The organism is Nocardiopsis sp. MG754419, from assembly GCF_018207095.1.
In the GTDB taxonomy this organism is placed as follows: Bacteria; Actinomycetota; Actinomycetes; order Streptosporangiales; family Streptosporangiaceae; genus Nocardiopsis.
On the sequence record NZ_QOCZ01000077.1, the window covers coordinates 1 to 26,363 of the forward strand.

Annotated in this window: 25 protein-coding genes; 9 read left to right on the forward strand and 16 right to left on the reverse strand. The window is 72.5% G+C overall.

All coding sequences use genetic code 11. The features are described 5' to 3' along the window. On the forward strand, positions 1-345 hold a 345-nt coding region (locus DSY14_RS16150; RefSeq protein WP_374224019.1), incomplete at its 5' end, for a nucleotide disphospho-sugar-binding domain-containing protein. A gap of 213 nt (positions 346-558) precedes the next feature. On the opposite strand, the gene DSY14_RS29630 is transcribed toward DSY14_RS16150, so the two are convergent. The 7 genes from DSY14_RS29630 to DSY14_RS16185 form a co-directional block, all read right to left on the reverse strand. Next, complete coding sequence (locus tag DSY14_RS29630; RefSeq protein ID WP_211717420.1) at positions 559-642, reverse strand: SapB/AmfS family lanthipeptide; 84 nt, start codon at positions 640-642, stop codon at positions 559-561. 47 nt (positions 643-689) lie between these two features. Then, positions 690-779, reverse strand: coding sequence for a SapB/AmfS family lanthipeptide (locus tag DSY14_RS16160; protein WP_211717399.1), 90 nt, complete (start codon positions 777-779; stop codon positions 690-692). A 31-nt stretch (positions 780-810) separates the two neighbouring features. Continuing rightward, complete coding sequence (locus tag DSY14_RS16165) at positions 811-900, reverse strand: SapB/AmfS family lanthipeptide (protein ID WP_211717400.1); 90 nt, start codon at positions 898-900, stop codon at positions 811-813. After that, positions 891-3,563: a class III lanthionine synthetase LanKC gene (gene lanKC / locus DSY14_RS16170; protein ID WP_211717401.1), complete on the reverse strand. Its 2,673-nt coding sequence runs from the start codon at positions 3,561-3,563 to the stop codon at positions 891-893. The genes DSY14_RS16165 and lanKC overlap by 10 nt, the downstream gene beginning before the upstream one ends. Before the next feature lie 43 nt (positions 3,564-3,606). Next, positions 3,607-4,311, reverse strand: coding sequence for a GNAT family N-acetyltransferase (locus DSY14_RS16175; RefSeq protein WP_211717402.1), 705 nt, complete (start codon positions 4,309-4,311; stop codon positions 3,607-3,609). A gap of 209 nt (positions 4,312-4,520) precedes the next feature. Next, positions 4,521-6,449, reverse strand: coding sequence for an FAD/NAD(P)-binding domain-containing protein (locus DSY14_RS16180; protein ID WP_211717403.1), 1,929 nt, complete (start codon positions 6,447-6,449; stop codon positions 4,521-4,523). 78 nt (positions 6,450-6,527) lie between these two features. Then, positions 6,528-7,697 (reverse strand): DUF418 domain-containing protein, encoded by a 1,170-nt coding sequence (locus DSY14_RS16185; RefSeq protein ID WP_249187984.1) that lies wholly within the window; start codon positions 7,695-7,697, stop codon positions 6,528-6,530. Between the two features lie 203 nt (positions 7,698-7,900). On the opposite strand from DSY14_RS16185, the gene DSY14_RS16190 reads away from it, so the two are divergent. Next, positions 7,901-8,677, forward strand: coding sequence for an ABC transporter ATP-binding protein (locus tag DSY14_RS16190; RefSeq protein ID WP_211717404.1), 777 nt, complete (start codon positions 7,901-7,903; stop codon positions 8,675-8,677). Beyond that, entirely contained in the window at positions 8,662-10,317 is a 1,656-nt protein-coding gene (locus DSY14_RS16195) for a hypothetical protein (protein WP_211717405.1), read from the forward strand. Before DSY14_RS16190 ends, DSY14_RS16195 begins: the two co-directional genes overlap by 16 nt. 60 nt (positions 10,318-10,377) lie before the next feature. Here the strand turns inward: DSY14_RS16195 and DSY14_RS16200 are convergent, their stop codons facing one another. Further along, the gene (locus tag DSY14_RS16200) at positions 10,378-11,103 is read right to left on the reverse strand and encodes a DUF6882 domain-containing protein (protein ID WP_211717406.1); all 726 of its coding nucleotides are present in this window, start codon (positions 11,101-11,103) and stop codon (positions 10,378-10,380) included. A gap of 331 nt (positions 11,104-11,434) precedes the next feature. Between DSY14_RS16200 and DSY14_RS16205 the strand changes: the two genes are divergently transcribed. After that, positions 11,435-12,268 carry an AraC family transcriptional regulator gene (locus DSY14_RS16205; RefSeq protein WP_211717407.1) on the forward strand — a complete coding sequence of 278 codons (834 nt, stop codon included), beginning with the start codon at positions 11,435-11,437 and terminating at the stop codon, positions 12,266-12,268. Here DSY14_RS16205 and DSY14_RS16210 read toward each other — a convergent pair. From DSY14_RS16210 to DSY14_RS16220, 3 genes are read right to left on the reverse strand one after another with little or no spacing between them, the layout of a single operon-like run. Next, a complete protein-coding gene (locus DSY14_RS16210) occupies positions 12,243-12,674 on the reverse strand; it encodes a DUF2000 domain-containing protein (RefSeq protein WP_211717408.1) in 432 nt (143 codons plus the stop codon). The two genes, DSY14_RS16205 and DSY14_RS16210, sit on opposite strands and share 26 nt — an antisense overlap. A 52-nt stretch (positions 12,675-12,726) precedes the next feature. Beyond that, positions 12,727-13,410: a TetR/AcrR family transcriptional regulator gene (locus tag DSY14_RS16215; RefSeq protein WP_307851246.1), complete on the reverse strand. Its 684-nt coding sequence runs from the start codon at positions 13,408-13,410 to the stop codon at positions 12,727-12,729. Between the two features lie 39 nt (positions 13,411-13,449). Continuing rightward, positions 13,450-14,613: an acyl-CoA dehydrogenase family protein gene (locus DSY14_RS16220; protein ID WP_211717409.1), complete on the reverse strand. Its 1,164-nt coding sequence runs from the start codon at positions 14,611-14,613 to the stop codon at positions 13,450-13,452. Positions 14,614-14,780: 167 nt separating this feature from the next. Between DSY14_RS16220 and DSY14_RS16225 the strand changes: the two genes are divergently transcribed. Further along, positions 14,781-15,617, forward strand: coding sequence for a TIGR03084 family metal-binding protein (locus DSY14_RS16225; protein WP_211717410.1), 837 nt, complete (start codon positions 14,781-14,783; stop codon positions 15,615-15,617). Positions 15,618-15,674: 57 nt separating this feature from the next. Here the strand turns inward: DSY14_RS16225 and DSY14_RS16230 are convergent, their stop codons facing one another. Continuing rightward, positions 15,675-16,826, reverse strand: coding sequence for a hypothetical protein (locus DSY14_RS16230; protein ID WP_211717411.1), 1,152 nt, complete (start codon positions 16,824-16,826; stop codon positions 15,675-15,677). A 200-nt stretch (positions 16,827-17,026) separates the two neighbouring features. On the opposite strand from DSY14_RS16230, the gene DSY14_RS16235 reads away from it, so the two are divergent. The 3 genes from DSY14_RS16235 to DSY14_RS16245 all read left to right on the forward strand — a co-directional run bounded on the left by DSY14_RS16235 (position 17,027) and on the right by DSY14_RS16245 (position 19,591). After that, positions 17,027-18,325 carry an NAD(P)/FAD-dependent oxidoreductase gene (locus tag DSY14_RS16235; RefSeq protein ID WP_307851247.1) on the forward strand — a complete coding sequence of 433 codons (1,299 nt, stop codon included), beginning with the start codon at positions 17,027-17,029 and terminating at the stop codon, positions 18,323-18,325. Between the two features lie 167 nt (positions 18,326-18,492). Next, positions 18,493-19,287, forward strand: coding sequence for a bifunctional hydroxymethylpyrimidine kinase/phosphomethylpyrimidine kinase (gene thiD, locus DSY14_RS16240; protein ID WP_211717413.1), 795 nt, complete (start codon positions 18,493-18,495; stop codon positions 19,285-19,287). A 109-nt stretch (positions 19,288-19,396) separates the two neighbouring features. Then, positions 19,397-19,591 carry a CsbD family protein gene (locus DSY14_RS16245; RefSeq protein ID WP_211717414.1) on the forward strand — a complete coding sequence of 65 codons (195 nt, stop codon included), beginning with the start codon at positions 19,397-19,399 and terminating at the stop codon, positions 19,589-19,591. A gap of 168 nt (positions 19,592-19,759) precedes the next feature. Here DSY14_RS16245 and DSY14_RS16250 read toward each other — a convergent pair whose 3' ends face one another. Beyond that, complete coding sequence (locus tag DSY14_RS16250) at positions 19,760-20,851, reverse strand: ferric reductase-like transmembrane domain-containing protein (RefSeq protein ID WP_211717415.1); 1,092 nt, start codon at positions 20,849-20,851, stop codon at positions 19,760-19,762. A gap of 106 nt (positions 20,852-20,957) precedes the next feature. Then, entirely contained in the window at positions 20,958-21,470 is a 513-nt protein-coding gene (locus DSY14_RS16255) for a MarR family winged helix-turn-helix transcriptional regulator (RefSeq protein ID WP_211717416.1), read from the reverse strand. Positions 21,471-21,660: 190 nt separating this feature from the next. Here DSY14_RS16255 and DSY14_RS16260 point away from each other — a divergent pair, with 190 nt between their 5' ends. Then, positions 21,661-22,635: an EamA family transporter gene (locus DSY14_RS16260; protein ID WP_211717417.1), complete on the forward strand. Its 975-nt coding sequence runs from the start codon at positions 21,661-21,663 to the stop codon at positions 22,633-22,635. Here the strand turns inward: DSY14_RS16260 and DSY14_RS16265 are convergent. Further along, the gene (locus DSY14_RS16265) at positions 22,543-25,434 is read right to left on the reverse strand and encodes a glycoside hydrolase family 2 TIM barrel-domain containing protein (RefSeq protein WP_211717418.1); all 2,892 of its coding nucleotides are present in this window, start codon (positions 25,432-25,434) and stop codon (positions 22,543-22,545) included. The two genes, DSY14_RS16260 and DSY14_RS16265, sit on opposite strands and share 93 nt — an antisense overlap. Next, the coding region (locus DSY14_RS16270; protein WP_211717419.1) for an alpha-galactosidase at positions 25,434-26,363 on the reverse strand (930 nt) is incomplete at its 5' end. The genes DSY14_RS16265 and DSY14_RS16270, both read right to left, overlap by 1 nt.

Genomic DNA, 26,363 nt, shown 5'->3' on the forward strand with positions numbered 1-26,363 from the left:
TTCGCCCCCCTGCACGCCCTGCTGCCCACCTGCTCCGCCGTGGTCCACCACGGAGGCTTCGGCACCACCGCCACCGCCACCGCGGCCGGCGTCCCCCAACTGGTCCTGCCCCAGCAGTTCGACACCGCTCTCACCTGCGCCCGCCTCGCGGAGCAGGGCGCCGCGGTGCTGCTCGACACCGCGAGCACCGACGGTGCGCGGGTGCGTGACACGGTGGAGCGGATGCTCTCGGAGGAGGGGTTCTCCGGCCGGGCGGCGCGGTTGCGCGACGAGGTGCGGTCCATGCCCTCCCCCAACGAGGTCGTCCCCGAGATCGAGGAACGGGTCGCGCGCCTCCGGGGATGATTCCGGCGCCCTGCTCGCCCGGGAACGGGCGTGCCGCCCGATGGGGTGACCCACCGGGCGGCACGCCTTCGACCGGGCCGCCGGACATGGTCGGGGGCGACGGCCCCCGGATCGCGCACCGCCCTCAAGGCGACGGCACGATCCGCCACGGCCCCGCACGGGGCGCGTGGGTCACCTCGTCCCCGAACAGGGACGAGACCGACACCGACAGGGTCAGCAGTCGACGCTGACGCTGCTCAGCATCGCCTCGGCCTCACCCTCGGGGGCCTCCAGGTTCTGCAAGTCCAGAACGGTCATGTGTACTCACCTCCCTCACCAACGAAACGAACGAGAACACGACCGGCTCAGCAATCGACGCTGACGCTGCTCAGCATCGCCTCGGCCTCACCCTCGGGGGCCTCCAGGTTCTGCAAGTCCAGAACGGTCATGTGCATTCACCTCCCTCACCAACAGAACACGACCGGCTCAGCAGTCCGAGCTGATGCCGCTCAGCATCGCCTCGGCCTCACCCTCGGGGGCCTCCAGGTTCTGCAAGTCCAGAACGGTCATGTGCATTCACCTCCTTCACGTACGGACGGCTCCGACCCCGACCTGCGCACCGGGGTCGGGTACTGGACCGGTCCCGCGTCCGGGATGCCGGTGGAAGCGGCGGGCGTGGGCAGGAAGGGCAGCACGGGGTGCGAGGAGCCCAGCACCGTGGAGAGCGCGAGCAGCACCCCGGCGGTGCCCGTCGCGACGTCCATGGACATCCGGGCGCCGTCTCCGGTGGGGAAGGCGAGGTGCCCGTCGAAGGAGAGGGCGTGCCAGCGCAGGTGGTCGAGGTGCTCGGCCGCGGGGTCGACGTCCATGCCGTGGTCGACACCGGAGAGTCCGTGCGCGGCCGCCATGAGCCCGGCACGTCCGAAGAACAGGGGCCCGGTCAGGACCATGGGGCTACGGCAGCCGCGGACCAGGGCCGGCAGCTCCCGGGCCAGACGTGCGTCCTCACCACCGCGGAGCGCGAGGTCGGCGACGACGCCGATCCCGGCCGCCCCCTCCTGCAGGTAGGGCAGCAGGCGTCGACCGTCGTTGACCAGCAGCGCCCCCTCCGCCGTGCGCGAGCAGAGGTCCAGGTCGCGATGGAGCGCCGTCACCGCCGCGGCGTGGTGGTCCCGGTCGCCGGTGGCCTGGTGCAGGCGCAACAGGAACAGGGCGATGCCGGACCAGCCGTGCATCAGGCCGCCTCCGCGGCCCGCACCGCCCGGCGGCAGACGGGCCTCGGTGGCGCGCACGACGTCGTGCAGCCTCCCGGCGACCTCCTGCGCCTCGTCCGACCGGCCGTGGTGGAGCAGCCCCAGCCCCACACCGGCGAGTCCGCCGTAGAGCGTCGCGTCGGTCATCCGCCGGACCTCGGTCGCGACGCCCTCCAGCACCTCGCCGGCCGTCGCGTGGTGTCCGAGTCGGCTCAGGACGTAGGCGGTCCCGTGCGCGCCGTCGTAGAACCCGGGGCGGGCCCGGTGGTCGTGGGCGCGGTCGACGGTCCACTGCTCCCACTTCTCGTCGCGGAAGCCGCCGGCCTCCGACAGGGCCCACAGCACACCGGCGGCGCCGTGCGCGAACCCGGCGGGGGCCTCGTCGAACTGGCGGTGCCCGCCGGGGAAGAGTCGGTCCTCGCGCTCGGGTGAGGCGGCGGCGTTGATCGCCGCCACCAGTGACCCCCGCAGCGCTTCCCGGTCGGGTACCGAGGTGGACGAGGGCCACAGGTCGGGCGGGACCCCGATCCGCCCCGAACCGCGCCGGCGGGTCCCCTCCGCGTCGAGGGAGCGAACGGGGCGGGTGGCCTCCCGCACCCGCGCACCGAAGTCCGCGGGCAGGGGGAAGAGGGCCTCGGCCTCCGCCACGAGCGCGTCCCGCCGTTCAGGGCACAGCCAGAGCTGCCCGGTGACCGGGAGGTAGAGCCAAAGACGCAGGACGCCGAGGGCGTGGAGGTCGATGTCGACGCCCCTCTTGTCGACGTCGAGGAAGCCCGCCGCGCCCATTCCGCGCCCGGGCCCCTCGCTCATCGGGCGGGCCTGTTCGAAGTCGACGAGGGCGACCCGGTCCTCCTGTTCGGCGTCGACCAGGATGTTGCTCGGGTGGATGTCGCCGTAGACCACGCCGCGCTCGTGGACGCCCTCCACCGCGGCGACCACGCCGTGCCAGATCCGCTCGGCACGACGGACGTAGTCGGCGAGGCCCTCGGGGGTGAAGGCGTTCCAGTGCGCGAGCGGATGGTTGCGGGCGGCCCAGTGCTGGAGGCGTTCGCCCGGCATCCGTTCCATCACGAGGAACTCGTGCTCCCACGCCCGGCGCATCCCGTGCTCGCGCGGCACCCCGGCCGCCCCGGCCAGCTCCCGCAGAACACGATGTTCGTTGTGCAGGCGGGACACGGCGTCGCTGCCGTCCACCCGGCCGCCGGTGTGCGGGCGGGCCTCCTTGACCACGACGGGCCGACCGTCCTCGCGCAGGGTGCCGCCGTAGACACCTCCCGCGTTCGAGAACCCCAACGCCTCGGTGAGATCGAAGTCCAGGTCGGCGGCGCTCTGGGTGCGGCGCGTGATGTGCGGTTCGAGGAAGTCCGGCGGCCGCACCCATTCCGGGAGCCGGAAGACGGGTTCGCGGGGGTCGGGCACCGTTGCTCCGTCCGGGGTGCGGATCCCGGGGACCCGGGCCCCCTTCGGGGTCCAGTGCCACAGGGTGCGGAAGGCGCCGTACCTGAAGTGCAGGGGACCCTCCCCCCACCGACAGTCCGTGAGCACGTACGGCCCCGGGTAGGACCGGAGCCGGTCCCCCAGCCGGGTCAGGCAGGCGTGCAGGGCGTCCTCGTCGAGCGGGTACAGGGTGACGAACTTGCCGCTGGAGGGGCGCGGAGCGTACTTGTGGTTCATGGCCTCCAGGGCGCGGGAGGTCCGGAGGAACTTGAAGGGCAGCCGTTCGGCGAAGCAGTACGCGGACACCGCGTCGAGGACCTCGGCACCGGTCTCCACCGTGGCCGAGATGTGCACCTTCCACCCCTGGTCGGGCAGTCGGACGTCGCCGGGGACGAGGCTCTGCCAGGGCCCCCGCTCAGCGCGGGTCCAGCCGTCCGGCAGAGGCGCGTCGGCCAACGGAAAACGCGACGGTACGGCGTCCCAGTTCTCGATGCTCTCGTGGAATTCCGGGTCGGCCAGACAATAGAGGGGTAGTGATTCGGCGCCCATGCGAAAGATCCGATCTCTGCTCGAGGTGTGTCGATTCCAGAATTCAGAAGCGACCGACGGCACCCTTGGTGTAGGCATCGATCGACACGTCGGGGGAAGCGGAGAGGTAATCTCTCAGGGCTTTCTCCGAGAACCGGACATCCGTGTCGGAAATGATCCCCTCGTCCTCGCCGGGCACCTCCGGCACCACGGCGTCCTCGGCGTACACCTCCTCGAATTCCTCGCGCAGCATGGACCAGACGGTCGTGTCGTACCGCCGACCCTCGATCAGCAGCGACCTGCGGGTGATCCCCTCCAGGACGAAGAGCCGTGAGGCCGTCAGGGTCCGGATCATCCCGGGGTTGTGCGTCCCCGCGCTGACCTCGACCCGGACGGCGCCCTCCTGCGTGAAGAGACGGTGGATGAGCAGGCCGAACGCCTCGGCCCCGAAGCCCCGGGACCACAGCTGTTCGGGCCCCACCGCTCCGCCCATGGCGAAGGTCCCCGGCACCGAGGAGGCGCGGTAGTTCACCAGGCCGACGGGGCCGAGCGACCCGGCCAGGATGGTGAAGAACCGGAGGGTCCCCTCGTCACGGAACCGGCGCAGGAGCCCCGCCGTCACCGCCTGGTGGACGTCACCGCTCAGGACGGCCGATCGACTTCCCGGCCCCATCCATCCCTCGGCCAGCTCGAAGTCGGCATCCGTCGAGGGGGCGAGGGCGACCATGCGGCCCTCGATCAGGTTCTCCCTCGCCTCGTCCGCGGACATGGAACTCACCAAGCACCCAACCTATTGTTCGATCACGCGAAAACACCGGACATCATCGACGGACTGCCGCCACAAAGCACCACATTGAAGTCTTCACATATCTTGGGAAACCGAACGGTTCGCGTCAAGACGCAAAGAAAGCCCTTGGCGCGAGAACGGGAATTCACCGTCATCCGGGCTCTCTCGTCCCGCCGGCGGGACGAGAGAATTCACGCGGAGTCGTCGATCAATGCGCGCAGCACGTTTCGCGCGATGGCGTCGTTCTGACGGAGGGCGGGCGCGTCCCGGCCAGGGGCGGCGAAAGCACCGTTTCCCAGGGAATGCCCCACCACGGCCCCGGCACCGAAGCGGGCGGGGTGCGCGGCGCCGTCCGGCCGGAGGAGTGCCGCCGAATCGGCGCGGGCGGCGACCCGGCCTCCGTCCCGCCGCACCTCCTCGCGGCCCACGAGGTGCTCCAGCAGGGGGTCGGTGGTCCGTCGGACGTCGGGACCCTCGATGTGGGCCTCCACCAGTGCACCCGCCAGGACCGTCGCGCCGGTGGTCGCCGACCTCGCCAGGAAACCCTCGTCGGTCGCCTCGACCCGGACCCCGGCGCCCAGGAAACGCAGCACACCGGCCCGGGCCAGCGCGAGCATCTCCTCTGCCCGACGCAGGGGTGGTCCACTCGTGATGAACCGGCACAGGGCGAGGAACTCCGTCACGGGTCGGCCGGCCTCGCCTCCCCCCGGTTCCAGACGCTCCTGCTGCGCCAGGTCGGCGATGAGGCGGGAGGACCGCACCACGGCGCGGTAGAGGGCGAGGTCGGCGCTGAAGGCGCCGTCCCCGCGGCGCCGGACGAGGGCGTCGAGGTGGTCCGACATCCAGCCCTGCACCCCGTCCAGGGTGGGGAACCACAGGCCCGCGAGGGGGTGCTCGATCCGGTCGAGGTCCACCCGGTCCCTGGGGTCGAGCAGCGCCTCCTCGATGAGTTCCTTGCGCTCCCCGCCCCCGTCGTCGTCCACGGGGAACGCCGCGAGGTGGTCCAGGAAGGTGCGCGCGTCCACGGAGAGACGCCCGGGGTGGTTGAGGGCCAAATGACGGTAGGCCGCGTCCTCCAGTTCACGACGGATGAGGGGCCGCAGGTGCTCGGTGAAGTCGAGCGTTCCCTCCCCCAACGCGTCGACGGCGGCCCGGGTGAACCTCGCGGGGTGTTCCTCCGGGTCCTCGGGGACGCGGTATCCGAGCTTGGACAGGTAGGGCACGCCACGGCGCGAACCGGCGTGGATCAGCGGTTCCCTGCCGGAGGGCGTGTACCGCAGCTCCCCGGACGCCTCACGGTGGAAGGCACCGCCCCGACCCTGGGTCAGGAGCACCAGGTAGTCCACGAAGGCCAACCCCAGTCCGCGCAGCAGCACCGGCTCGCCCGGCCGGAGCCCGTCGACGCCGTCGAGCCGCTCGACCCGGCCCTCGGTGACCGGCGAGGGTGGGGCGTAGACGAACCCGCGCCGCTCGGCGTGGTCGGCCAGGTCCGCGTACCGACCCGTGGGCCGGTTGTCGCAGATCCCCTGGGCCAACAGGACGACGTCGGCGTCGACGCGGTCGTCGTTCTCCAGGACGAGCCGTTGCCCTCCGTCCTCCAGGTCGGACAGCGACGCCGCCCGCCACGGATGCACGTGCACGGTGATCCGTGGATCGGCCCGCGCGACCAACGTCCACAGGGCCCAGGAGAGGTACTCGCCCTGCAGCGCACGCGTGGCGAACCAGGCGGGGTCCACCCGGGCCGCCTCGGCGCGGGCCGCCGCCCCGGGCGTGTACCCGGGGGTCGGATCCAGACGGTCCTCCGCCAGGTCCCGCGCCCACTCGGCCAGGCTCGGTCCGGGCCGGACCGGCCCGGCGCAACGCACCGACGCGTCCAGGAAGACCGTGCACTCGTCCGGCCTGGTGTTCATCCACAGCAGGGGTGACTGGTCCGACCGCCAGATCCGCCCGCCCCCGGGTGGGAAGGGGTCGATCAGGTGGATCTCCAGGGGCAGACCGGGGGCGCAGGGGTCCGCGTTCGCGAGGAGCCTCTCGAACAGGGAGGTCCCCCGGGGGCCGACGCCGACGATGGCGATGCGGCGCGGCCTCGGGGGACTCTCATGACGTCTGTTTCCATCCACGCCTCGACGCTAACGACGGAGCGGGGGCCGCTCAATGCGCATTGTGCGCCGACCGGGCGCGACGCCCCTCGATCGTGCTCAGCGACGGTTCCGGTAGACGAGCGACCGGATGAACGCGTCGGCCGGCCCCTTGCGCCCGGCCTTGTCCAGGGCCACCGCGAACAGGACCGCGACGAGCCAGCAGCCGAAGGCGATGCCGAGCGCGCCGGCGCTGTGCACGTGTTCCCCGAGCCCGATGAGGTCCCGGTGCATGAACACGGCGAGCAGGACGGACAGCAGCAGGTAGGAGGTCAGGGAACGCTGCCCGGTGGCGGCGAGCGCCCGGGTCACCGGGCCGCGCCGCTCTCCGCGGGAGGCGGCGATCAGACCGAAGACGGCCGCGTAGCCGAGCCCGCCGAACACGCCCGTCAGCGTCTGCAGACCCATGAGCGGGCCGGACGTGTCCGGGTTCCCCAGGAGACCGACCTCGACCAGGACCGCGGGCAGCGCGCCGAGCAGCGAGACGCCGATACCGATGACCGCGACCCGGCGGAGCAGGGTGCGGTGCTCGGCCGGATCGTGCAGCAACCGGCGACGACCCGCCCAGGCCCCCAGGAGCAGGGCGACGAAGAGCGGATAGGCGATGGCGACGTACACCGGGGTGAAGGGCCAGAACACCACGCGCTCGGCCCAGTCCGCGGCGGTGGTGTATCCCGCGATCGGGGTGAGCTCGGTCTGCTGGGAGGTGAAGGCCAGCCCCATGACGGTGAGCACGTAGAAGGGCGTGAGCACGGCGGCGGCCCGAAGGATCACGCGGTCGGGGCGGAAGAGCAGCCAGCCGATGAGCAGCCCGGCCAGGCCGTAGGTGCCCAGGATCTCGCCGGGGAAGACCAGGGCGGCGTGCACGAAGCCGAAGGCGAGCAGGAAGAACGACCGTCGGCGCAGCAGCCGGCGGGCCTCGTTCTCCGAGGTGCCCTTGGCCTGCTGACCGTCGACCAGCATGATCAGCCCGTAGCCGAAGAGCGCCGCGAACATCGGGAAGGCCCGGTTGTCGACGAAGAGGAGGGTGAACACGCGCGCCGCGCCGTCCACCACCGTTCCGCCCGCGGGGTGCCACCCGACCGAGGCCGCGCTGAGGTCGATGTAGGAGGGCGCGTAGGCGATCGCGATCAGCAGGAGCATGAATCCGCGGGCCAGGTCGGGGGTGAGCCGGCGCTCCTTCAGCGGCGCGGGCCCACGACGCCCGCCGGGCGTCTCCGTTGTGGTCATGGTGTCTTCCTCGGGTTCTGGGGGCGGGGTGGCCGACCAGGGGGCGGTGTCCCACGTCCCGTTTCCCACCGGTCGTCACCACCGTAGATTTTCCCGTCGGATCGTCGCCTCGGCGTGACGACCACCATTCCTGGCCACCCGGACAGCGATTCTGGTCGAGTGATCGATGACCGGGGCGCGCGGTTCCACGGAGGATGGGGACCATGACGACCTCACACGGACCCGCGCTGGAACTGGACGCGTTGACCAAGACCTTCAACGAGAACCGGGCGGCGGACGGGGTGTCCCTGACCGTCCCCCGCGGAGCCATGCTCGGTCTGGTCGGCCCCAACGGAGCGGGCAAGACGACCTCACTGTCGATGGCCGTGGGCCTCCTTCGCCCCGACTCCGGGACCGCGCGTGTACTCGGTGTGGACGTGTGGACCGACCCGGTCCGGGCGAAGCGCCATCTGGGGGTGCTCCCCGACGGCCTCTCCCTGCCCGAGCGGCTCACGGCGGGTGAACTCCTCGACTACTGGGGGCGGTTGCGCGGTCTGGAGCGCGACCTGACCCGGACCCGCGCCGAGGAACTCCTCCGGGTCCTGGAACTGGACCGCGCCGAACGGGACGGGGTCCTGGTCGCGGAGTACTCCACCGGTATGCGCAAGAAGATCGGTCTGGCCACGGCGCTGCTGCACGCACCCGAGGTGCTGGTGCTGGACGAACCCTACGAGGCGGTGGACCCCGTCTCGGCGCGCGTGCTCACCGCGATCCTGCGACGCTTCACCGACGGCGGCGGCACGGTGATCATCTCCAGCCACGTCATGGCACTGGTCGAACAGCTCACCGACCGGGTCGCGATCATCGCCCAGGGCCGGGTGCTGGCCGACGGCACCCTGGAGCAGGTGCGGGGAGCGGACAGCACCCTGGAGGACACCTTCGTGCGGCTGGTCGGCGCGCGGGAGATCGGAGAGGGGGACCTGGCGTGGTTGAGCTCCTGATCAAACTCAAGTTCGCGCTGGACCGGCACACCCCGAGCGGTACCCGCTGGCTCACTCTCGCGCTGGTCGTGGGCGGGGCCGCCCTCACCTGGTACCTGGCGTTGAACGCCGCCTCCGACGCCGTCAGGTCGAGCCTGCTGACGCTGCTGTTCACCCTGTGGGCCGGTGTCTGGATGTTCGCCCCCACCCTCACCAACGGCGCGGGGGTCCTGCGTCCTCAGTACTTCACCCTCCTGCCGCTGGACCGGAACCGGGTGGGCGTCGGCCTGCTCGCCACCATGTTCGTGGGCGTCGGTCCGGTGATGACGCTGGTGGCCATGGGGGCGCTGGTCTGGCACTCCTGGTCCGCCGACCCGGCGACCCTCTTCCTGGGGTTGTTGGGGACCCTGGCGCTGGTGGTGTTCATCGTGTCGCTGTCCCGCCTGGTGTTCCGGGCGCTCGGCGCGGCCATGCGCACCCGGGTGGGCATGGAGATCGCCTCCCTGCAGTGGGGCCTGATCGTGGCCGGCCTGTTCTTCGGCTGGGTGGCGATCCAACCGGCCATCGCCGCCACGGACGAACTGGCCGCACGGGGTGTCGAGGGAACGGCCGCGTCGGTGCTGGCCGTGCTGCCCACCTCCTGGCCGGTGCTGGCCGTGGACGCGGCGGCGGCGGGCTCCTGGGGCGCGGCCTTCGGATGGTTGGGCGCCTTCGTCCTGCTCACCGTGGTCACCGTGGTGATCACCGGGCGTCTGCTCGCGCCGAGCGTGGCCGTCCGGGGCATGCGCCAACGCTCCCGACCGTGGGGTTCGCGGGTGCTGGAGCACCGGGGCTCGTGGTTGCCCGACACCCCGCTGGGCGCGGTGATCGGCAAGGAGCTGCGCTCATGGTGGCGGGACCCCTGGCGCGGGTTCGAGCTGCGCTCCGCGCTCTGGGCCGGCCTGTTCGTCGGTGTGCTGGGACTCATCAGCTACCTGCCCCAGATCGCGCCCTTCGCCGGGGTGATCGCGCTCCTCATCATGGGCATGGGCGCCTCCAACATGTACGGCCACGACGGCACCGCGCTGTGGATGACCGTGCTCGGTCAGGGAGAGGACACCGTCCGCGCCGACGTGCGCGGCCGACAGGTCGCCGTCGCGGTGCTCCTCGTCCCCGCTTCGGCACTGCTGAGCACCGTCATGGTGTTCGCCACCGGGGAGTTCTGGGCGGTGCCCTACGTCGTGGCGGCGCTGATCGCCTTCGCCGGCGTGAGCAACGGACTCTCGGTGCTGCTGTCGGTGGTCGCGGTGGCGCCGGGGACCGATCCGCACAAGCGGGTGGACGCCAACGACACCGGTGACCACTCCTTCCAGTCGTGGGTCTCGCTGGTGGCCATCCCGTTGCTGTCGTCTCCGACGCTGCTCACCGCGGCGGTCACCATGACCGCCGGAGCGTCCTGGGTGACCGTGCCGGTCGCGCTGCTCAACGGGGGGCTGGTGGCGTGGCTGCTGGGCTCGCTCACCATTCGCCACCTGGAACGCCGGCTTCCCGAGGTCTTCGCCCGCATCCGCTACGGCGGGGAGGTGGCGGTCCGGTCCGCGCCGGCCCCGGAGGGAACGATGCTGGAGCGGATCGAACGCGGCACGCTCGAACGCGAGCGGGAGAGCGCCTCGCACGAGTGAGCACCCTCGCGGGGGAACGTGGGGTCGGGCCACGTCCGGATCGGCGGACGTGGCCCGGCCCTACGACCCGTCGCCGGAGAGGGAACCCTCGATGCGGGCGAGCCGACCGAACTCGTCGAAGCCCACCTCGACCCCGAGGCCGGGACCGGTGAGGGTGAGGGTGCGGCGCTCCGCGTCGAGGAAGCGGGGGGAGAGACCACGCAGGCGACCGTAGGTGTACACGGCGCGCTTGTGGTCGAACAGACGCAGCCCGGCCACCCCCTCCTGCAGGATGCGCATGACCCGCGTGGGCGAGACCGGCGGGAGCCGCAGCTCGGGGTGTTCGATGATGAAGGAGATGCGGGTGCCGCCGCCCGCGTCGCCGTTGTAGGAGAACCAGCGGCCGGTGAGGAGCTTGGCGGCCTCGGTCAGCGGATACAGCGCCAGATGGGTCTCCCTCGGCGATCCCGGCAGGGTCGCGAAGGGCACCTCGGGGTCGGCCAGGGCGGAGATCTCGTGGTCGCGACCGAAGTCGCGCACGGCGGCGCCGAGGCCGGTCAGGTCGGGAGGGAACCCGGAGGGGTTGGCCCAGGCCCACATCCAGGACTCGGGCCCCGGGGCGGCGCTGCCCAGGAGGTGGAACCGCTCGCAGACCAGGGGGCGGTCTCCGGTGAACTCGAACCGCGGTTCGCGCAGGTCCACGTGCCAGTTGTGGTTCCCGAGGAACTCCTCCAGGTGCAGCTGGTGCTCCAGGGAGAACAGGGCCGCGTCGTCGAGAATGTCCGGAAGAGTGTGCTTGGTGCTCATGTCGCGATGCTATTGCCCGGTTCCGACACCTCCGGGGGCCGGGGCGAAGCCCGGCCTGGACCGGCGCGAACGCCCAGCGCACAGGGGATCCGGGGTCCTCGCACGGGCCCGGACGCACACGCGCACGGCGCACGGCGCACGGCCGGGAGATCGTCCGCCCGACGCCGACCCTGGAGCGCCGCCGGATCCGGTGGGCCCTCGCACGGGCCGGGGCGGGGTGCCCGCTCCCCCGGGCCCGACGGTCCACGTCCGCACGAACACGCTGGTCGGCGGGTGGGTGAGGGACGTACGGCGAGCGGACCAGGGAGGACCTCGCGGGTAGGATCCGCACATGGACGGCCACGCGGACACGGTGGTCCTCCGGCCACGGATCCGGGGCGTCGCCGAGGTGTTCCACACCCACATGCGCCGACACGCCTACCCGATGCACACGCACCGGGCCTGGACGCTGCTCATCATCGACTCCGGCACCGTGCGCTACGAGCTGGGGCAGCACGAGCACGGCGCGCTCGACCGCACGGTCACCCTGCTGCCGCCGGAGGTACCGCACAACGGCACCCCGGTGACCGCGCAGGGATTGCGCAAACGGGTCCTGTACCTGGAGCCCGGGCAGATCGACACGGCCCTCGTCGGACACGCGGTGGACCGCCCCATGTTCGACGATCCCCTGTTGCGGCACCGGATCCACCTGCTGCACGGCGCCCTGCTGCGTCCCGGTGAGGACCTGGAGGCCGAGAGCCGGCTGGCGCTGGTCGCGGAACGGCTGCGGTCGCACCTGTCGGGTGCGGTGGGTCCGGCGCCCCGACCCGACGACCCCGGGTTGGCGGGCCGGTTGCGCGACCTCCTCGACGCCCGCACGGTGGAGGGCCTGACCCTGGACGAGGCCTCGGGCCTGTTGCACGCGCACCCCACCCACCTGGCGCGGGTGTTCGCCCGCCGGTTCGGGATGCCCCCGCACCGGTACCTGGTGGGGCGCCGGGTGGACCTGTCCCGCCGGTTGCTGCTCGACGGGATGGCCCCGAAGGACGTCGCGGCGACCGCCGGGTTCCATGACCAGGCCCACCTGAACCGGCACTTCACGCGGGTGCTCGGCCTGCCGCCGGGGCGCTACGCGCGGGCTCGGCGGGAGATCGGTCCGTTCAGGGGTGCATCCGGGCACCCTTGACGATCTTGTCGACCCCGTTCTTCGGACCGTGCACGGCCAGTCCCACCAGGTCGAGCTCGTCCCCGCGCACCGCACGCACCGCGGCTCGGTTGTCCCGGTCGTGTCCGGTCGCGAACAGGTCCGAGGTGAACACCGCGAGCTCCACGTCGCGGGTCAGGGCGCGCGTGCGGGCCCTGGTGACGGTCTCCTCGTCCGCCTCGAACACCAGGACCGGCTGGCGGAACATCGGCAGGTATCCGGTGCCGTCGGCGTCCTCGTAGGGGTCGCCGATCAACGCGGGCACCGCGGGGCCGAGCCCGCTGACCAGGAACGCGGTGACGTTGAGCCGTTGCCACACGGCCAGGTCGTCACGGAGCAGGACGGCGATCTTGGTGTCGAAGCGCACCGGCTTGTCTGTGGTCTCCATGACGGCATCCTCGCCCGGCACGGCTCCGGCCGTCTTGTACGTTCTTGGCCCGTCACGGTCCCGGGGCGGGATCCGTCGACGCACGACCGGTCGGCCCGGGGCGCTCGGTGGGGGCGGCGGGGTGGTCGAGGCCGATCCCCCGTGCCCAGAGTCGGGTGGCGGTCTCCACCACGACGTCGGGGTCGTGCTCCTCCCCGTAGAGGAAGAGCATGCGGGCGGTGTGCTCCACCATGCCCCCGAGCATGCTCGCGGTGGCGGACACGTCGATGTCCGTGGAGGCCAGCCCCTCCTCCTGGAGTCGGCGGGTGCCCGTGACGATCCGCTCCACGAACAGGCCGCGGATCTCCAGGAAGAGGGTGCGGAACACGGGGTGCCGCGGGGCGATCTGCTCGATGACCTGCATGATCCGCGCGTTGTCCCGGTAGGCCGCCAGGAACCGTTCGGTGGCGTGACGGATGCGGTCGACCGGCGCGGTCCCCGGCGGGGCCGCGGAGCGGGCGGCGTCGAACATCTGCCCCGCCACGCCCTTGGCGACCTCGTGGAAGATCGCCTCCTTGGAGTCGAAGTAGGTGTAGAAACTGCCGTAGGCCACCTCGGCACGACCGGTGATCAGCGCGATCCGGGTGTCCTCGAACCCCTTCTCCTCGAAGACCTCCCGGGCCGCCTGGACGAGGGCACCGCGTTTGCGTCGACCCCGTTCCGTGGGCGGCCGCCCGGGCGGCGTGTGTGTGCGCACTGGTCGTCCCCGTCCCCTCGCTCCCCGCGGATCCCCCGGTCATCGCAGGGGGAGGAACTTCGCGATGACCTCGTTCATGATCTCGTAGGTGCCGCCGCCGATGCTGAACACCCGCGCGTCGCGGTAGTGGCGCTCCACCTCGGTGCCGCGCATGAACCCCGAGCCGCCGTGCAGCTGGACGGCGTTGTCGACCACGTGGTCCAGGGTCTCGGTGGCGGTGTTCTTGGCCATCGCCACCTCGGCGATGAGCGGTTCGCCGTCCTGGAGACGTTCGGCGACGTGGCGCACGTAGGTGGTGGCGACCTCGGTCCGGCGGTGCATCTCCGCCAGACGGTGGCGCAGGACCTGCCGGCGGGCGAGGGGGCCACCGAAGGCCTCGCGCGTGCGCACCCACTCCACGGACAGGTCGACACAGCGCCGCGCCATCGCGCAGGCCTGCACGGACAGGCCGATCCGCTCACCGGCGAACTGGTCCATGATCTGGTGGAAGCCCCGATCCGGTTCGCCCACCAGACGATCGGCGGGCACGCGGACGTCGACCAGGGAGAGTTCGGCGGTGTCGGAGGAGCGCCACCCCATCTTGTCGAGTCTGCGGGTGGCGGTGAAACCGGGGGTGCCGCGCTCCACCACGAACAGGGAGATGCCCTCGTGGCCGGTGTCGGAGGTGCGGGCGGCCACGGTGACGACGTCCGCGCGGTGACCGGAGGTGATGAAGGTCTTGGTGCCGTTGAGGACCCACGCGTCGCCGTCGCGGAACGCCCGGGTGCGCAGGTGGGCGACGTCGGACCCCGCGTCGGGCTCGGTGATGGCGAGGGCGCAGACGAGCGCACCGGCCAGCGCCGGGCGGACGTAGTCGCGCACCAGGTGCTCGCGCCCGTCGGCGATCAGGGCGGGCAGCGCGATGGTGTGGGTGAACAGCGACGCGAGGACGCCCGTGGGCACCCCGGCCAGGACGGCCTCCTCCGACACGATGAGTTGGTCCAGCATGGTCCCCTCACCGCCCACGGACGGGGGTGATCCGAGCCCGAGCAGACCGAGGCGGGCCGCGGCCCCGTGCAGGTCGCGTGGGATCTCGCCCTCGTCCTCCCACCGTTCCACGTGGGGCAGGATCTCCCTGGCCGCGAAGCCGCGGACGGTGGCGCGCAGCGCGGCGCGTTCGGGTGTGTTCCAGCGGTCGGTGCCGGGGGTGTCGGGCGGGGTCATCGGCGCACTCTCGCATCCGTGTCGGGGCGGCCCCGTCCGTGCGGGGCCGTGTGTCCCGGGGCTTGGCGCCCGCACCCCTGGGAGATCCACATCACCTTTTGTTATGGTGCCCAGAACCTGACAATCGAGTCAACTCCGTTGGCGGAGTCACTTCTGGAGGAGTCCCCGTGGTCGACACGCACGCCCTCGTCGAAGACCTGCGCGCCGAGCAGGAGGATCTCGTCGCACTGTTGGCGGGCGTCGACGCGGCCGACTGGGCCCGGCCGACCCCGGCGCCCGGGTGGACCATCACCGACCAGGTGGCGCACCTGGCCTTCTTCGACCGGGCCGCGCTGACCGCGCTGACCGACACGGCGGGTTTCGAGCGGTTGACGTCCGAGGCCCTGGCCGACCCGGGGGGGTTCGTGGAGGCGGCGTCGGCACCGCTGACCGTCCTCGCCCCCGCCGACCTGCTGGCGGAGTGGCGTCGGTCCTCCTCCGCGCTGCGCGAGGCGCTGGGCCGGGCTCCCGCGGGAACCCGCGTGCCGTGGTTCGGGCCGCCCATGAGCGTGGCCTCCAAGGCCACCGCGCGGCTGATGGAGACCTGGGCGCACGGGCAGGACGTCGTCGACGCCCTCGGCGCGGCGCGCGAACCGACCGACCGGCTCCGGCACATCGTCCACCTGGCGTTGCGGGTGCGCCCCTACAGCTACCTCGCCCGCGGGCTCGGGGCCCCGGAGACCCCGGTGCGGGTGGAGCTGACCGCTCCGGGCGGCGGGCTCTGGCGGATGGGCGACGACGCGGCCGAGGACGTGGTCACGGGGGACGCGCTGGAGTTCTGTCTGGTGCTGACCCGCCGTCGCCACGTGGACGACACCGACCTGGGGTCCCGGGGCACGGCGGCGCGGGAGTGGCTGCGGATCGGGCAGACCTACGCGGGTGGGCCCGGCGAGGGCCGCCGGCCGGGACAGTTCGCACGGACCGAGGGCGTTGGCGGAGGCACCGAGGCCACCGAACAGAGTTGACGACTCCGTCATGTTCCCGCCGCCGGACACCGCCCGCCGCCCGGCGGCGGGCGACCCTCAGACGAGGGACCGCAGGAGCGGACCGAAGTCCTCGTCCTCGGTGTACAGGCCCACCCCGCCGGTCTGTTCGTTCTGTTCGACGCGGACCTCCGCCAGACGCGGACGGCCGCCGGCGGCGGACTCCGGACGCCACCAGAACAGCTTGTCGGTGATGGGCCTGTCGGCGTCGGCGGCGTAGCGTCGGGCCAGTTCCTGGAGGGTCGTCATGGCGGCGATCGGCTCGCTCTCGCCCAGGACGTGCGCCATGACGACCGACGGGGACGGGAACACGACGAGGGCCCCGTGGCGGGCCTCCCCCAGGTGGCGGGCGAGGACGTGCAGCTGCGCGCCCACGTAGTAGCCGTCCGCCGCCCCGATGTGCACGACGGGGGTGCCCAGCGCGTCCATGCGGCCGACGTCGACGGGTTCGCTCAGGGCCCCCTCGACGGCGCGCTCGAAGACCTCTTCCGGGGTCGTTCCGAGCCCGGCGAGGTCCCCCTGGTTCAGCGGCCGGATGCTGTCGGGGTGGTCCATGACCACGACCTCGGCGACCCCCGCGGCCATCCGGCGGGCAACGAGCGATCCCAGGACCCCCTCGGGGAAGGCCGACTCGGGGTACAGGCGCACACGCAGGCGCCCCTCCGCGCCGCTCGGCGCGGCCACACGGTCCACCTGCGCGCGGACCGCCTCGGCGAACGCGACGGCCTCCTTCAGGGTGGCGTCCTCGTCCGCCTCCTCGACCGCGGACAGGAAATCGCTCACGTCCTGCCGGCCCTCGCGACCGTCCGGCAGGGCGACGCCGAGGATGTGGGGGAACGCGAAACGGGCCTCGACGCCGCACGAGGACAGGGCCGCCAACAGGGCCTGGCGCGGCCGGTCCGAGGACAGCGGCGGGTAGTGCGTGCCGACCGCGATGCCCCGCGACCGGAGCTGCCGCAGCATGCCGAACACGATCCCGCGGGCGTAGTCGGGGTGCTCCTCCCCGGGGACGGCCGTCATGTCGCGGACGACGTCGGCGTAGTCGACGTCGACGTGGTCGCGTCCGTGGTCGTTCTCCGGGAGGTGGAGTCGCATTCCGGTGGGCGGGAGCACCGTGGTCGCGACGCCGTGCCCGGTGTACGTGGAGGCCAGCAGATCCAGGAAGGAGGCCTGGGGTTCGGTGTGGGACATGCGCCGTGTGATGCTCCGGCCGCGGCTCGGGTTCTCGGTGCCGGCGCACGGAAACGGCACCACCGCCCGCCGGGTCCCGCGGGGGCGGCTCGCCTCCGTACCGGCGCGCCTTCGGCCCCGGTGGGCGCCGTGCCCGCGCCGCCCCCATAATGCGGGGACGGCGTCCCCACCGGTGGGGGCGCCCTCGGGAGGGAGACGGCGTGACGGCTGACGTTCGGCACTCCGACGGGCGCGCCCCGGGGCCACTGAGCCGCAGGTCCCTGCTGGTGGGCGGGGGTGTCCTGCTGGGCGGCGCGGCGGTGGCCGGCGGCACCGCCGCCCTGCGCGGGCGACGGTGGGACGTGGCCGTGGTGGGCGCCGGGGTGACCGGGTTGTCGGCCGCGCGCAACCTCGTCGACCATGGTCGGTCCGCCGTCGTCCTGGAGGCGCGGGACCGGATCGGCGGTCAGCTGTACACCGACCACGACTTCTCCTCGATCCCGGTGGAACTGGGCGCGGGGCTGATCCACGGCCGGGAGGCCTACACCTGGGAGCTGGTGCGCGAGGCCGCGGCCGAGACCGTCCGGGTGCGCCACGGGAACGGCGCCCCCGAACCGCTGGACACCCCCGGGCCACCGCGCGAGGACGAGGACGCCGCCGCCTACCTGCGCCGCATGGGGGTCCCCGAGGAGCGGTGGCCCCCGGTGTCCATCGACAACGAACCGCTGCACCGGTGGAGCGCGGTGTGGATGAGCGAGTACGGCCTGTTCGACTGGTGGTCGGTGCCCCGGGAGAACTTCCGGGTGGTGGGCGGCTACGACCGGATCCTGCCGCCCCTCGCCCACGACCTGGACGTGCGGCTGTCGCACGTGGTGCGCCGGGTGCGCTGGTCGGGTCGGGGCGTGACGTTGACGGCGCAGGGACCCGACGGGACGGTGGAGGTCCGCGCCGACCGCTGTGTGGTCACGCTGCCGATCGGGGTGCTCAAGGCCGGGGACGTGGTCTTCGATCCACCGTTGCCCACCGGGCATCGGGACGCGGTGGAGTCCCTGGATCGCACCGACGCGCTCAAGCTGGTGTACGAGTTCGACCGTCCGGTCTTTCCGACCGACGAGGACGTGCTGGGCTGGGACGAGGACTCGGGCTTCGTGTTCTGGTGCCTGTCGCGGGAGGACCCCGAGGTCGTGGTGGCCTGGGCCGCCGGGGAGAACGCGCGGCGCCTGTCGGACCTCGATCCGGACGCGCGGTTCGCCGACGGGCTCGCGGCCCTGGCGGAGGCACTGGGCGAGGACGTGCCCGAGCCCGTCGCGCGGACCACGCACGACTGGGCGGGCGACGTGTTCAGCCGGGGCGCCTACCTGTTCGTACCGCCGGGCGCGCACGACGCGCCGGCCGCGCTCGGGGCGCCGTTGGAGGGGGTCCTGTACTTCGCGGGCGAGCCCACCACCGGGGAGAACACGGTGGACGGCGCCTACGCCGGTGGGTACGACACCACCGACCGGCTCCTCGCCGAGGGCTGAGCGTCACGTGGGCCGGGGGCGCGGCCTACACTTTCGGAGGCGACGGCCGCACAGCCGTCCGATATGCCGCACATGACCAGTTGTGATGCAATATTCAGTGGGTTCGTGACCCGTCAGGGCCCCGACACCGCGCAACAGCACAACGAGCAGAGGAAGGTTGGTGTCCGATGACCAACCGCGCGTACGTGATCGCAGGGTCGGAGGCCACCGGCGGCGCCGGGATCCAGGCCGACCTCAAGGCCTTCCAGGAACTGGGCGTCTATGGCTTCGGGACGATCACCTGCATCGTCTCCTTCGACCCGAAGAACGACTGGGCGCACCGCTTCGTCCCGGTCGACCCGGGCGTCATCGCCGACCAGATCGAGGCCGCGACGACCTGCCACGACCCGGACGTGGTCAAGGTCGGGATGCTCGGCACCCCCGACACCATCGACGTCGTGGCCGAGGCCCTCCGGAGCCGGCCCTGGCGACACGTGGTCCTGGACCCGGTCCTGATCTGCAAGGGCCAGGAGCCCGGCGCCGCGCTCGACACGGACAAGGCCCTGACCGCGCAGATCCTGCCGCTGGCCACGGTCATCACGCCCAACCACTTCGAGGCGCGCACCCTCGCCGGGATGGAGAGCCTGGAGACCGTCGACGACCTCATCGAGGCGGCCCGGCGCATCCGCGAGCTCGGCCCGAAGCACGTGGTCGTCAAGGGCGGCACCGAACTGCCCGGCCCCGACGCCGTCGACGTGTACTTCGACGGCGAGGAGGTCACCGTGCTCAGCGCCCCGAAGATCGGTCAGGAGCGCGTGAGCGGCGCGGGCTGCACCTTCGCGGCGGCGATCACCGCCGAGACGGCGAAGGGCGCCTCGGTCGGCGACGCGGTCCGCACCGCCAAGACGATGGTCCGCGGCGGCATCGAGCAGCGCCTGACCACCCACGCGCCGTTCGCCTCGGTGGTGCCCGTCGCGCCCTGATGACCTGGGTTTTCTCTGTCACTCAGATCACATCCGCCCCGAAGCATGATTACTTCCCTTCAGATCGGACAGGGCTGTGGGTGGAACCGATCGATCGAAGGAGGCCACCGTGTCCGAGAGTGACAAGGCCCAGAACAAGTTCGACGAGTTCAAGGGGAAGGCCAAGGAAGGCGTCGGCAAGGCCACCGACAACGAGCAGTGGCAGGCCGAGGGCAAGGCCGAGCAGACCAAGTCGAAGCTCAAGCAGGCCGGCGAGAAGGTCAAGGACGCCCTGAGCCCGGACGACAAGCCCAAGGGCGACTGAGCACCGTCCCGTGACGACACGGGACGTTCCTTCGCCCGGACGCGGCGAACGGAGCCTCTGAGGCGGGTGGGACGGCGAGCAACGAGCCGTCCCACCCGGACTCCGGCAGGCCCCCACCGCGCCTCGACGCCCCTCACCACGAGGGGCGTCGTCGTCGTTCGGGCACCGTCAGGCGGCGTCCTCCCGGCGCGCGGCACGGGCCGAGCGGGGTGGGCGTCCCCACAACACGGCCACCACCGTGCCCATGAGCACGAGCAGCACGGCCAGACCGGCCCAGACCAGGTCCTGCCCCACGAGCATCTCCCCCGCCGGCACGTCCGGTGAACGGCCGCCGTCGCGCCCGGTCACCGTGACCGCCAGCAGGACCACGACGGTGAGCGCGAGGGACGCCCGGGCGACCAGCGCGACCACGGCCCGTAGCCGTTCGGCGCCGACGAGGTCGCTCCACCGGAACCGCTCCTCCGGACGCAACGGGGTCAGCAGGCGGGCCAGGAACAACGCGGCCACGGGTACCTGCAACAGCCACACCACCGTGCGGAACCAGCCGTCGAACCACACGTTGGTGCCGTACAGGAGCGTGTGCCACACGCTCAGCACGTACACGACGATGACGAACCGGTGCAGGGCCCGCCACACCCGGGCCCCCGTCCAGGAGCGCACGTAGTAGGCCAGGCCCAGCGGGATGGCCAGGTAGAACGCGATGAGGCCGAGCAGGATGGCGACCTGACCGGTTCCGGTGGCGTACCCGCCGGGCACGAACACCTCCACGAAGGCGGAGAACAGGCGCGCTCCCCAGCCGATCGCCTCCTCGTCGGCCCGCACCCGTTCCAGGAAGAACGCGAGCATGTGCGCGAACATCAGGCCGATGGTGGTGAGGCTGGTGACCCGGTGCAGGCGCTCCATCCGTGCGTGGGTGAGCGGGTTGCGCGGCACGCGGGCGGAGGAGCGCAGCAGGCCCAGCATGATGGTGATCCAGGCCCACAGGAGCGCGGACCACCCGAAGGCCTGGCAGACGACGTACATCCAGTACTCGCTCATGTCCGCGAGGTAGGGCATGACCATGATGGTCTGCGAGGTCCCGGCCACCATCCGTGCGTAGAGGATGCCGAAGATCACCGCCGTGACCACCAGGGCCGCGCCGGTGTCGGGGACGAGGCGGCGCAGGTCGGCGCGGAGCGTGGCCCGGTCCAGGCCGACCCGCGCGCCCCTGCGGGCGGGTGTGGCGGCGGCCCCGGGTTCGGGCTCGGTGGTCTCGGACATGGGGGAGGTCCTCTCGTGGCGGGAACCCCCATGACAACGGACACCACGACGTCTGCCTACCCCCGCAAGGGGGACGGTCTCGGCGACGGCGCGCTCCGGACGCCCCTCAGGCCCCGCCCTCCTCGGGGGCGGCGTCGCCCAGTGAGAGCAGCAACCTGCGCAGGAGCGCGACGAACTGTTCCTGCTCGTCCCCGGTCAGTCCGGACAGGAGTCGGGCCTCGTTGGCCACGTGCTCCGTCACCACCCGGTCGACCAGGGCCAGACCCGCGTCCGTGAGTCCGACGAGGACACGACGCCGGTGGTCCGGGTCCACCTCCCGGTACACGAGGCCGCGCTTGGCGAGTCGGTCCACCCGGTTGGTCATCGCCGACGAGCCCACCATGGTCATGCGGACCAGCTCCCTGCCGGTCAACCGGTGCGGCGCGCCGGAGCGGCGCAGTGTGGCGAGCACGTCGAACTCCCAGCGTTCCAGTCCGTGCGCGCTCAGGCCCTCGCCGATGCTCCGGCCCAGGAGATGGTGCAGGCGGTTGACCCGACCGATGACCGCGATCGGTGAGACGTCGAGGTCGGGGCGCTCCCGGTTCCACTGGGCGAGGTAGAGGTCGACGGCGTCGTTCATCCGGCGATCATAACGGCGCTTCCTTGACGGCCCGCCCACCCCGGTTTAATGTTTCGACATCGAAATGTTCGATATCGAAAGGTTTGCTCATGGCACCCCCCACCGTCGTGCGACCGACCGTGGAGAGCCCCCGCCGGCACCGTTCTCCCGCGTCCCGGGAGGCCCTCACCGGCCGTGACGGGGAGGCGTGGTGACCGGCCGTGCGAGGATCGCCACCGATTCCCTGCTCACCGCTCTGGCGCCGATGGTCTGGGGCAGCACCTACCTGGTCACCACCGAGCTCCTTCCGCCCGACCGGCCCTTCCTGGCCGCGCTGGCCCGCGCCCTGCCCGCCGGCCTCATCCTCCTGCTCCTCACCCGGGCCCTGCCCACCGGTGCGTGGTGGTGGCGGGCGCTCCTCCTGGGCACGCTCAACATCGGTGCCTTCCTCTACCTGTTGCACGTCACCGCGTACCTGTTGCCGGGCGGGGTCGCCGCCCTGGTGATCGCGGTCCAGCCGGTGATCGTGCTGCTCCTCGGGGCGCTGTTGCTGCGTGAGGCCGCGCGCCCGGTCCACCTGTTCGCCTGCCTGCTCGGCGCCGCGGGGGTGGCCCTGCTGGTGCTCGGGCCCGAGGTCGCGCTGGACCCGCGCGGGGTGGCGGCCGGGTTGCTCGCCGCGCTCTCCATGGGCACGGGGATCGTGCTCACCAAACGGTGGGGACGTCCGGAGGGCGTGAGCCTGCTCGGGGTCACCGGCTGGCAGCTCACCGCCGGTGGGCTCGTGCTGGTCGCGCCCACCCTGCTGGTGGAGGGTCCCCCGCCCGCGCTCACCGCCGCCCACCTGGGCGGGTTCGCGTACCTGGGGCTCGTCGGCTCGTTGCTCGCCTACGTGGTGTGGTTCCGCGGGCTGGAGCGGCTGCCGGCCCTGGCGGTGTCCTTCCTGTCGTTCGCGAGCCCGCTCACCGCGGCGCTCCTCGGGTACCTCGTCCTGAACGAGACCCTCACCGTGGTGCAGGGTCTGGGCGCGACGGCGGCGGTCGGGGCGGTGCTGCTGGTCCAGCTCACCGCGCACCGACCGCCGCGTCGGAGCGGCTCAGCCGTGGATCCGGGCGAGCACCACGGTGAGGCGGTGGGTTCCGGCCGCAAGCCGGTGCACGGGCAGGACCCCCGGGCCACAGGACGCTGACCCCATGCCGTGGTGGTCGGCGTCGACCCGCAGGTGGATCCGGTCCCCCGCCGCCAGCTCGTGCGGGTGTCGGGCCGCGTCCAGCTCGTGGTCGCTCCAGCGTCGGGCGGTGAACCCGAACCCGTCCCCCCGGATCCGCAGTCCGGCGCCGGCCGGGTCCCGCAGCTCCAGCAGGCGCGTGCCGATCCGCTGCCCGTTCTCCTGGGGCCGCAGGTACGGCGTCTGGAGACCGTCCACGGTGTCGGTGAACCGACCGATCCGCACCCCCTGGTCCACGTCCCGATAGGCCTCGCCCGGCCCGGATCCGAACCAGGCGACCGAGCCGAGTCCACCGGGGAGGGTCAGGTCGAGACCGATGCGCGGCAGGGGACAGGTCCACTCCCCCACCGCCACCGAGGACAGGTCGAGCCGGAGCGTGTCCTCGGTCGCGGTCCAGCGGTAGGTCACCTCGAAGCCGACGTCACGCGCGGCCGGGGCGACACGCGTGCGCACTTCCAGGGCGTCGTCCGCCCGGACCACCGCCACCCGGCGTTCGGTGAGCCGGTCCAGTCCGAGCGCCCGCCAGAACGGAGCGACGGAGAAGCCGTGCAGCCCCTCGTCGTTGTCGGTGGGCGCGCGCCACACCCCCAGGCGGGGCTCGCCCACGTCGAGTCCGCCCACCGAACGCAGGCGCCCGGTGCGGGCGTCGAACGTCCCCGGGCCGATCCGTAGCTCCCCGCCGTGCGCCACGGGACGCGCCGGCTCCGGGTCGGGCGCGGGTGCCCCCGTGTCCAGGCACCCCTGACCCCAGGCCACCTCGTGCCCGACCCCGGCCCACGGAAGGTCGTCGGCCAGACGGGCGGAGACGGTCAGCCAGACCGCGCCGCCCCCGCCCGGGGCGGTCACGGGCAGGGGGATCTCGGAACACTCACCGGGACCGAGCACCGGCACCTTCAGCGTCCCCTCGGCGAACGTCGCGCCCTCCTCCGCCACGTCCCACCGGAGGACCAGGTGCTCGGTGTCGGCGAAGGTCATGAGGTTCTCGACCGCGACCGTGCCGGCCTCCGGATCGACCTCGATGCGCACCGGGGCGTAGGTGCGGGCCAGCGCGGTCAGTCCCGGGCTCGGCGTGCGGTCGGGGAGCAGCAGGCCGTCGGCCACGAAGTTGCCGTCGTGCACGACCTCCCCGAAGTCGCCCCCGTACGCGAACCACGTGGTGCCGTCGGGCTCCCGACGACGGATCCCGTGGTCGATCCACTCCCACACGAACCCGCCGACCAGGCGCGGGTGGCGCTCGAACAGCCGTTGGTACTCCTCCAGCCCGCCCGGGCCGGCGCCCATGGCGTGCGCGTACTCGCACAGGACGAACGGCAGCGAGCGGCGGTAGGCGTCCGCCGCCGGATCCTCGGTCACGGGCTCCTCGCCCCGGCCGATGGTCTCGACCTCCTCGTGGTCGGCGTACATCCTCGAGTAGAGGTCCACGTAGGAACTGTCCGGGTCGCCCTCGTAGTGCACCGGACGGGTGGGGTCGTGCGCGTGCACCCAGTCGGCCATGGCGCGCAGGTTCTCGCCCCGGCCGGACTCGTTGCCGAGCGACCACAGGATGATCGAGGGGTGGTCGCGGTCCCGGGCCACCGTGCGCCGGATCCGGTCCAGGAAGGCGTCCCGCCAGCGCGGGTCGTCGGAGGGGTTGCCCCGCCAGTCCGCCACCTCGAACCCGTGGGTCTCCAGGTCGCACTCGTCCACGACCCACAGGCCCAGCTCGTCGCACAGGTCGAGGAAGTCCGGATGCGGCGGGTAGTGGCTGGTCCGCACGGCGTTGACGTTGTGCCGCTTCATGAGCAGCACGTCCTCGCGCATGGTCGCCCGGGACACCGCGCGGCCGTGGTCGGGGTCCCACTCGTGCCGGTTGACCCCGCGCAGGAGCAGGGGCCGGCCGTTGACCTCCAGTCGCCCGTCCTCGACGACGACGGTACGAAAGCCCACCCGCAGACGGACGCGTTCCCCGGGCGCGACCACCTCGGCGTCGTAGAGCCGTGGGAACTCGGCCGACCACGGGTCGACCGGTCCCACCTCGTGCAGGACCCCGGGTGCGGCGTCGGTCAGCCCGAGTTCGGGCACGTGGACGCGGGTCTTCGCGGAGCCCGCCACCTCCACGCGCAGGGTGCCGGTGCCGGTGCCGTGGTCGTAGTCGGCCACGACCGTGACGTCCTCGACCCCCTCCTCGGGCCGGGACAGCAGCGTGACGTCGCGGAAGATCCCGGACAGCCACCACATGTCCTGGTCCTCCAGGTAGCTCGCCGCCGACCACTGGTGGACCCGCACCGCCAGGACGTTGCGCCCGGGCCTCAGCAGGTGTCCCACGTCGAACTCGCTCACCAGCCGACTCCCGGTGGCGAACCCCACCTCCGCGCCGTTGCACCACAGCCGGAAGAACGAGTCGACGCCGTCGAAGCGCAGCACCGCGCCGCCGTCTCCGGGCCAGTCCTCGGGGAGGTCGAAGACCCGGCGGTACTCCCCGGTGGGGTTCTCGTCGGGCACGAACGGCGGGTCCAGGGGGAATGGATAGTGGACGTTGGTGTAGGCGGGCGCCCCGTGGCCGTGCAGTTGCCAGTGGGCGGGCACCGGGAGGTCGTCCCAGGCGGTGTCGTCGAAGTCCGGCCGCTCGAAACCCCCGGTCCCCTCGGGCGCCTCGGGTAGCAGCCGGAACCGCCAGGTGCCGTTCAGGTCCAGTTCGGGGGCGTCGGAGTGCAGCCGGGCGCGCGGTGCGCGGGCCCCGGCCGAGGGCGCGAAGCCCTCCAGGGCGGCGTCCTTGGACATCAGACCTCCTTCAGGTGCAGCAACATGATCTGACCGGGATCGAGGTTGGGCAGGTGGAGTCCGGCGCGGGACAGTACGGCCCCGGAGAACGTGGGGGCGTCGAGGTCGAGCCACTCCGGCGCCGACCGCTGCGTGGCCGCGGGCGGGCCCGCTTCGAGCCTCGGACGCACCCGGTAGCGCCGGTCCTCGCGCAGCCCGGGCAGACGGACCCGGCCGGTTCGGGCCCGCACCGACGTCCCCGGACGCGCGTACCGGAACAGGGCCTCGGCACCGTCGTGGGCCACCACGCCGTCGAGCTGTTCGGCGGGGTCGGGCGCGTCGGCGTGCACCACCGCGCCCGAGTGCAGGAGCGGGCGCAGCTCCTTGTAGAGCCCGATCCACGCGGCGAGGGCGTCGAGTTCGGAGGGGTCGCAGGTGGTGACGTCCCACTCGATGCCGGCGTGCGCCAGGAGACTGGCGAGCAACCGTGTGGGCAGGGGCGCGACCCGACCGGTGGTGTGCGACACCGGTGCGCCGACGTGGCTGCCGATGAGTTCGGGGGGCAGCAGCACCTCCGTCCACCGTTGGACGGCGAGCCGCTCCAGGGGGTCGTTGTTGTCGGAGGCCCAGACCCGGTCCGTGCGGGCGAGGATGCCGAGGTCGACCCGGCCGCCACCGGAGGAGCACGACTCGATCTCCAGGTCCGGGTGGCGGGCGCGCAGCCGGTCCAGCAGGGCGTAGGCGGCGAGGGTCTGACGGTGCACACCGGCCGCCCCGGTGGGCGCGTGCACGGCCTCCATGAGGTCCCGGTTGTGGTCCCACTTGAGGTAGTCGGGTCGGTACTCGGTGACCAGGGCGTCCAGGTGCGCGAACACGTGCTCCAGCGCCTCCGGCCGACCCAGGTCGAGGACCTGCTGGTTGCGGCTGGAGGGGGCGGGGCGGCCCGCGGG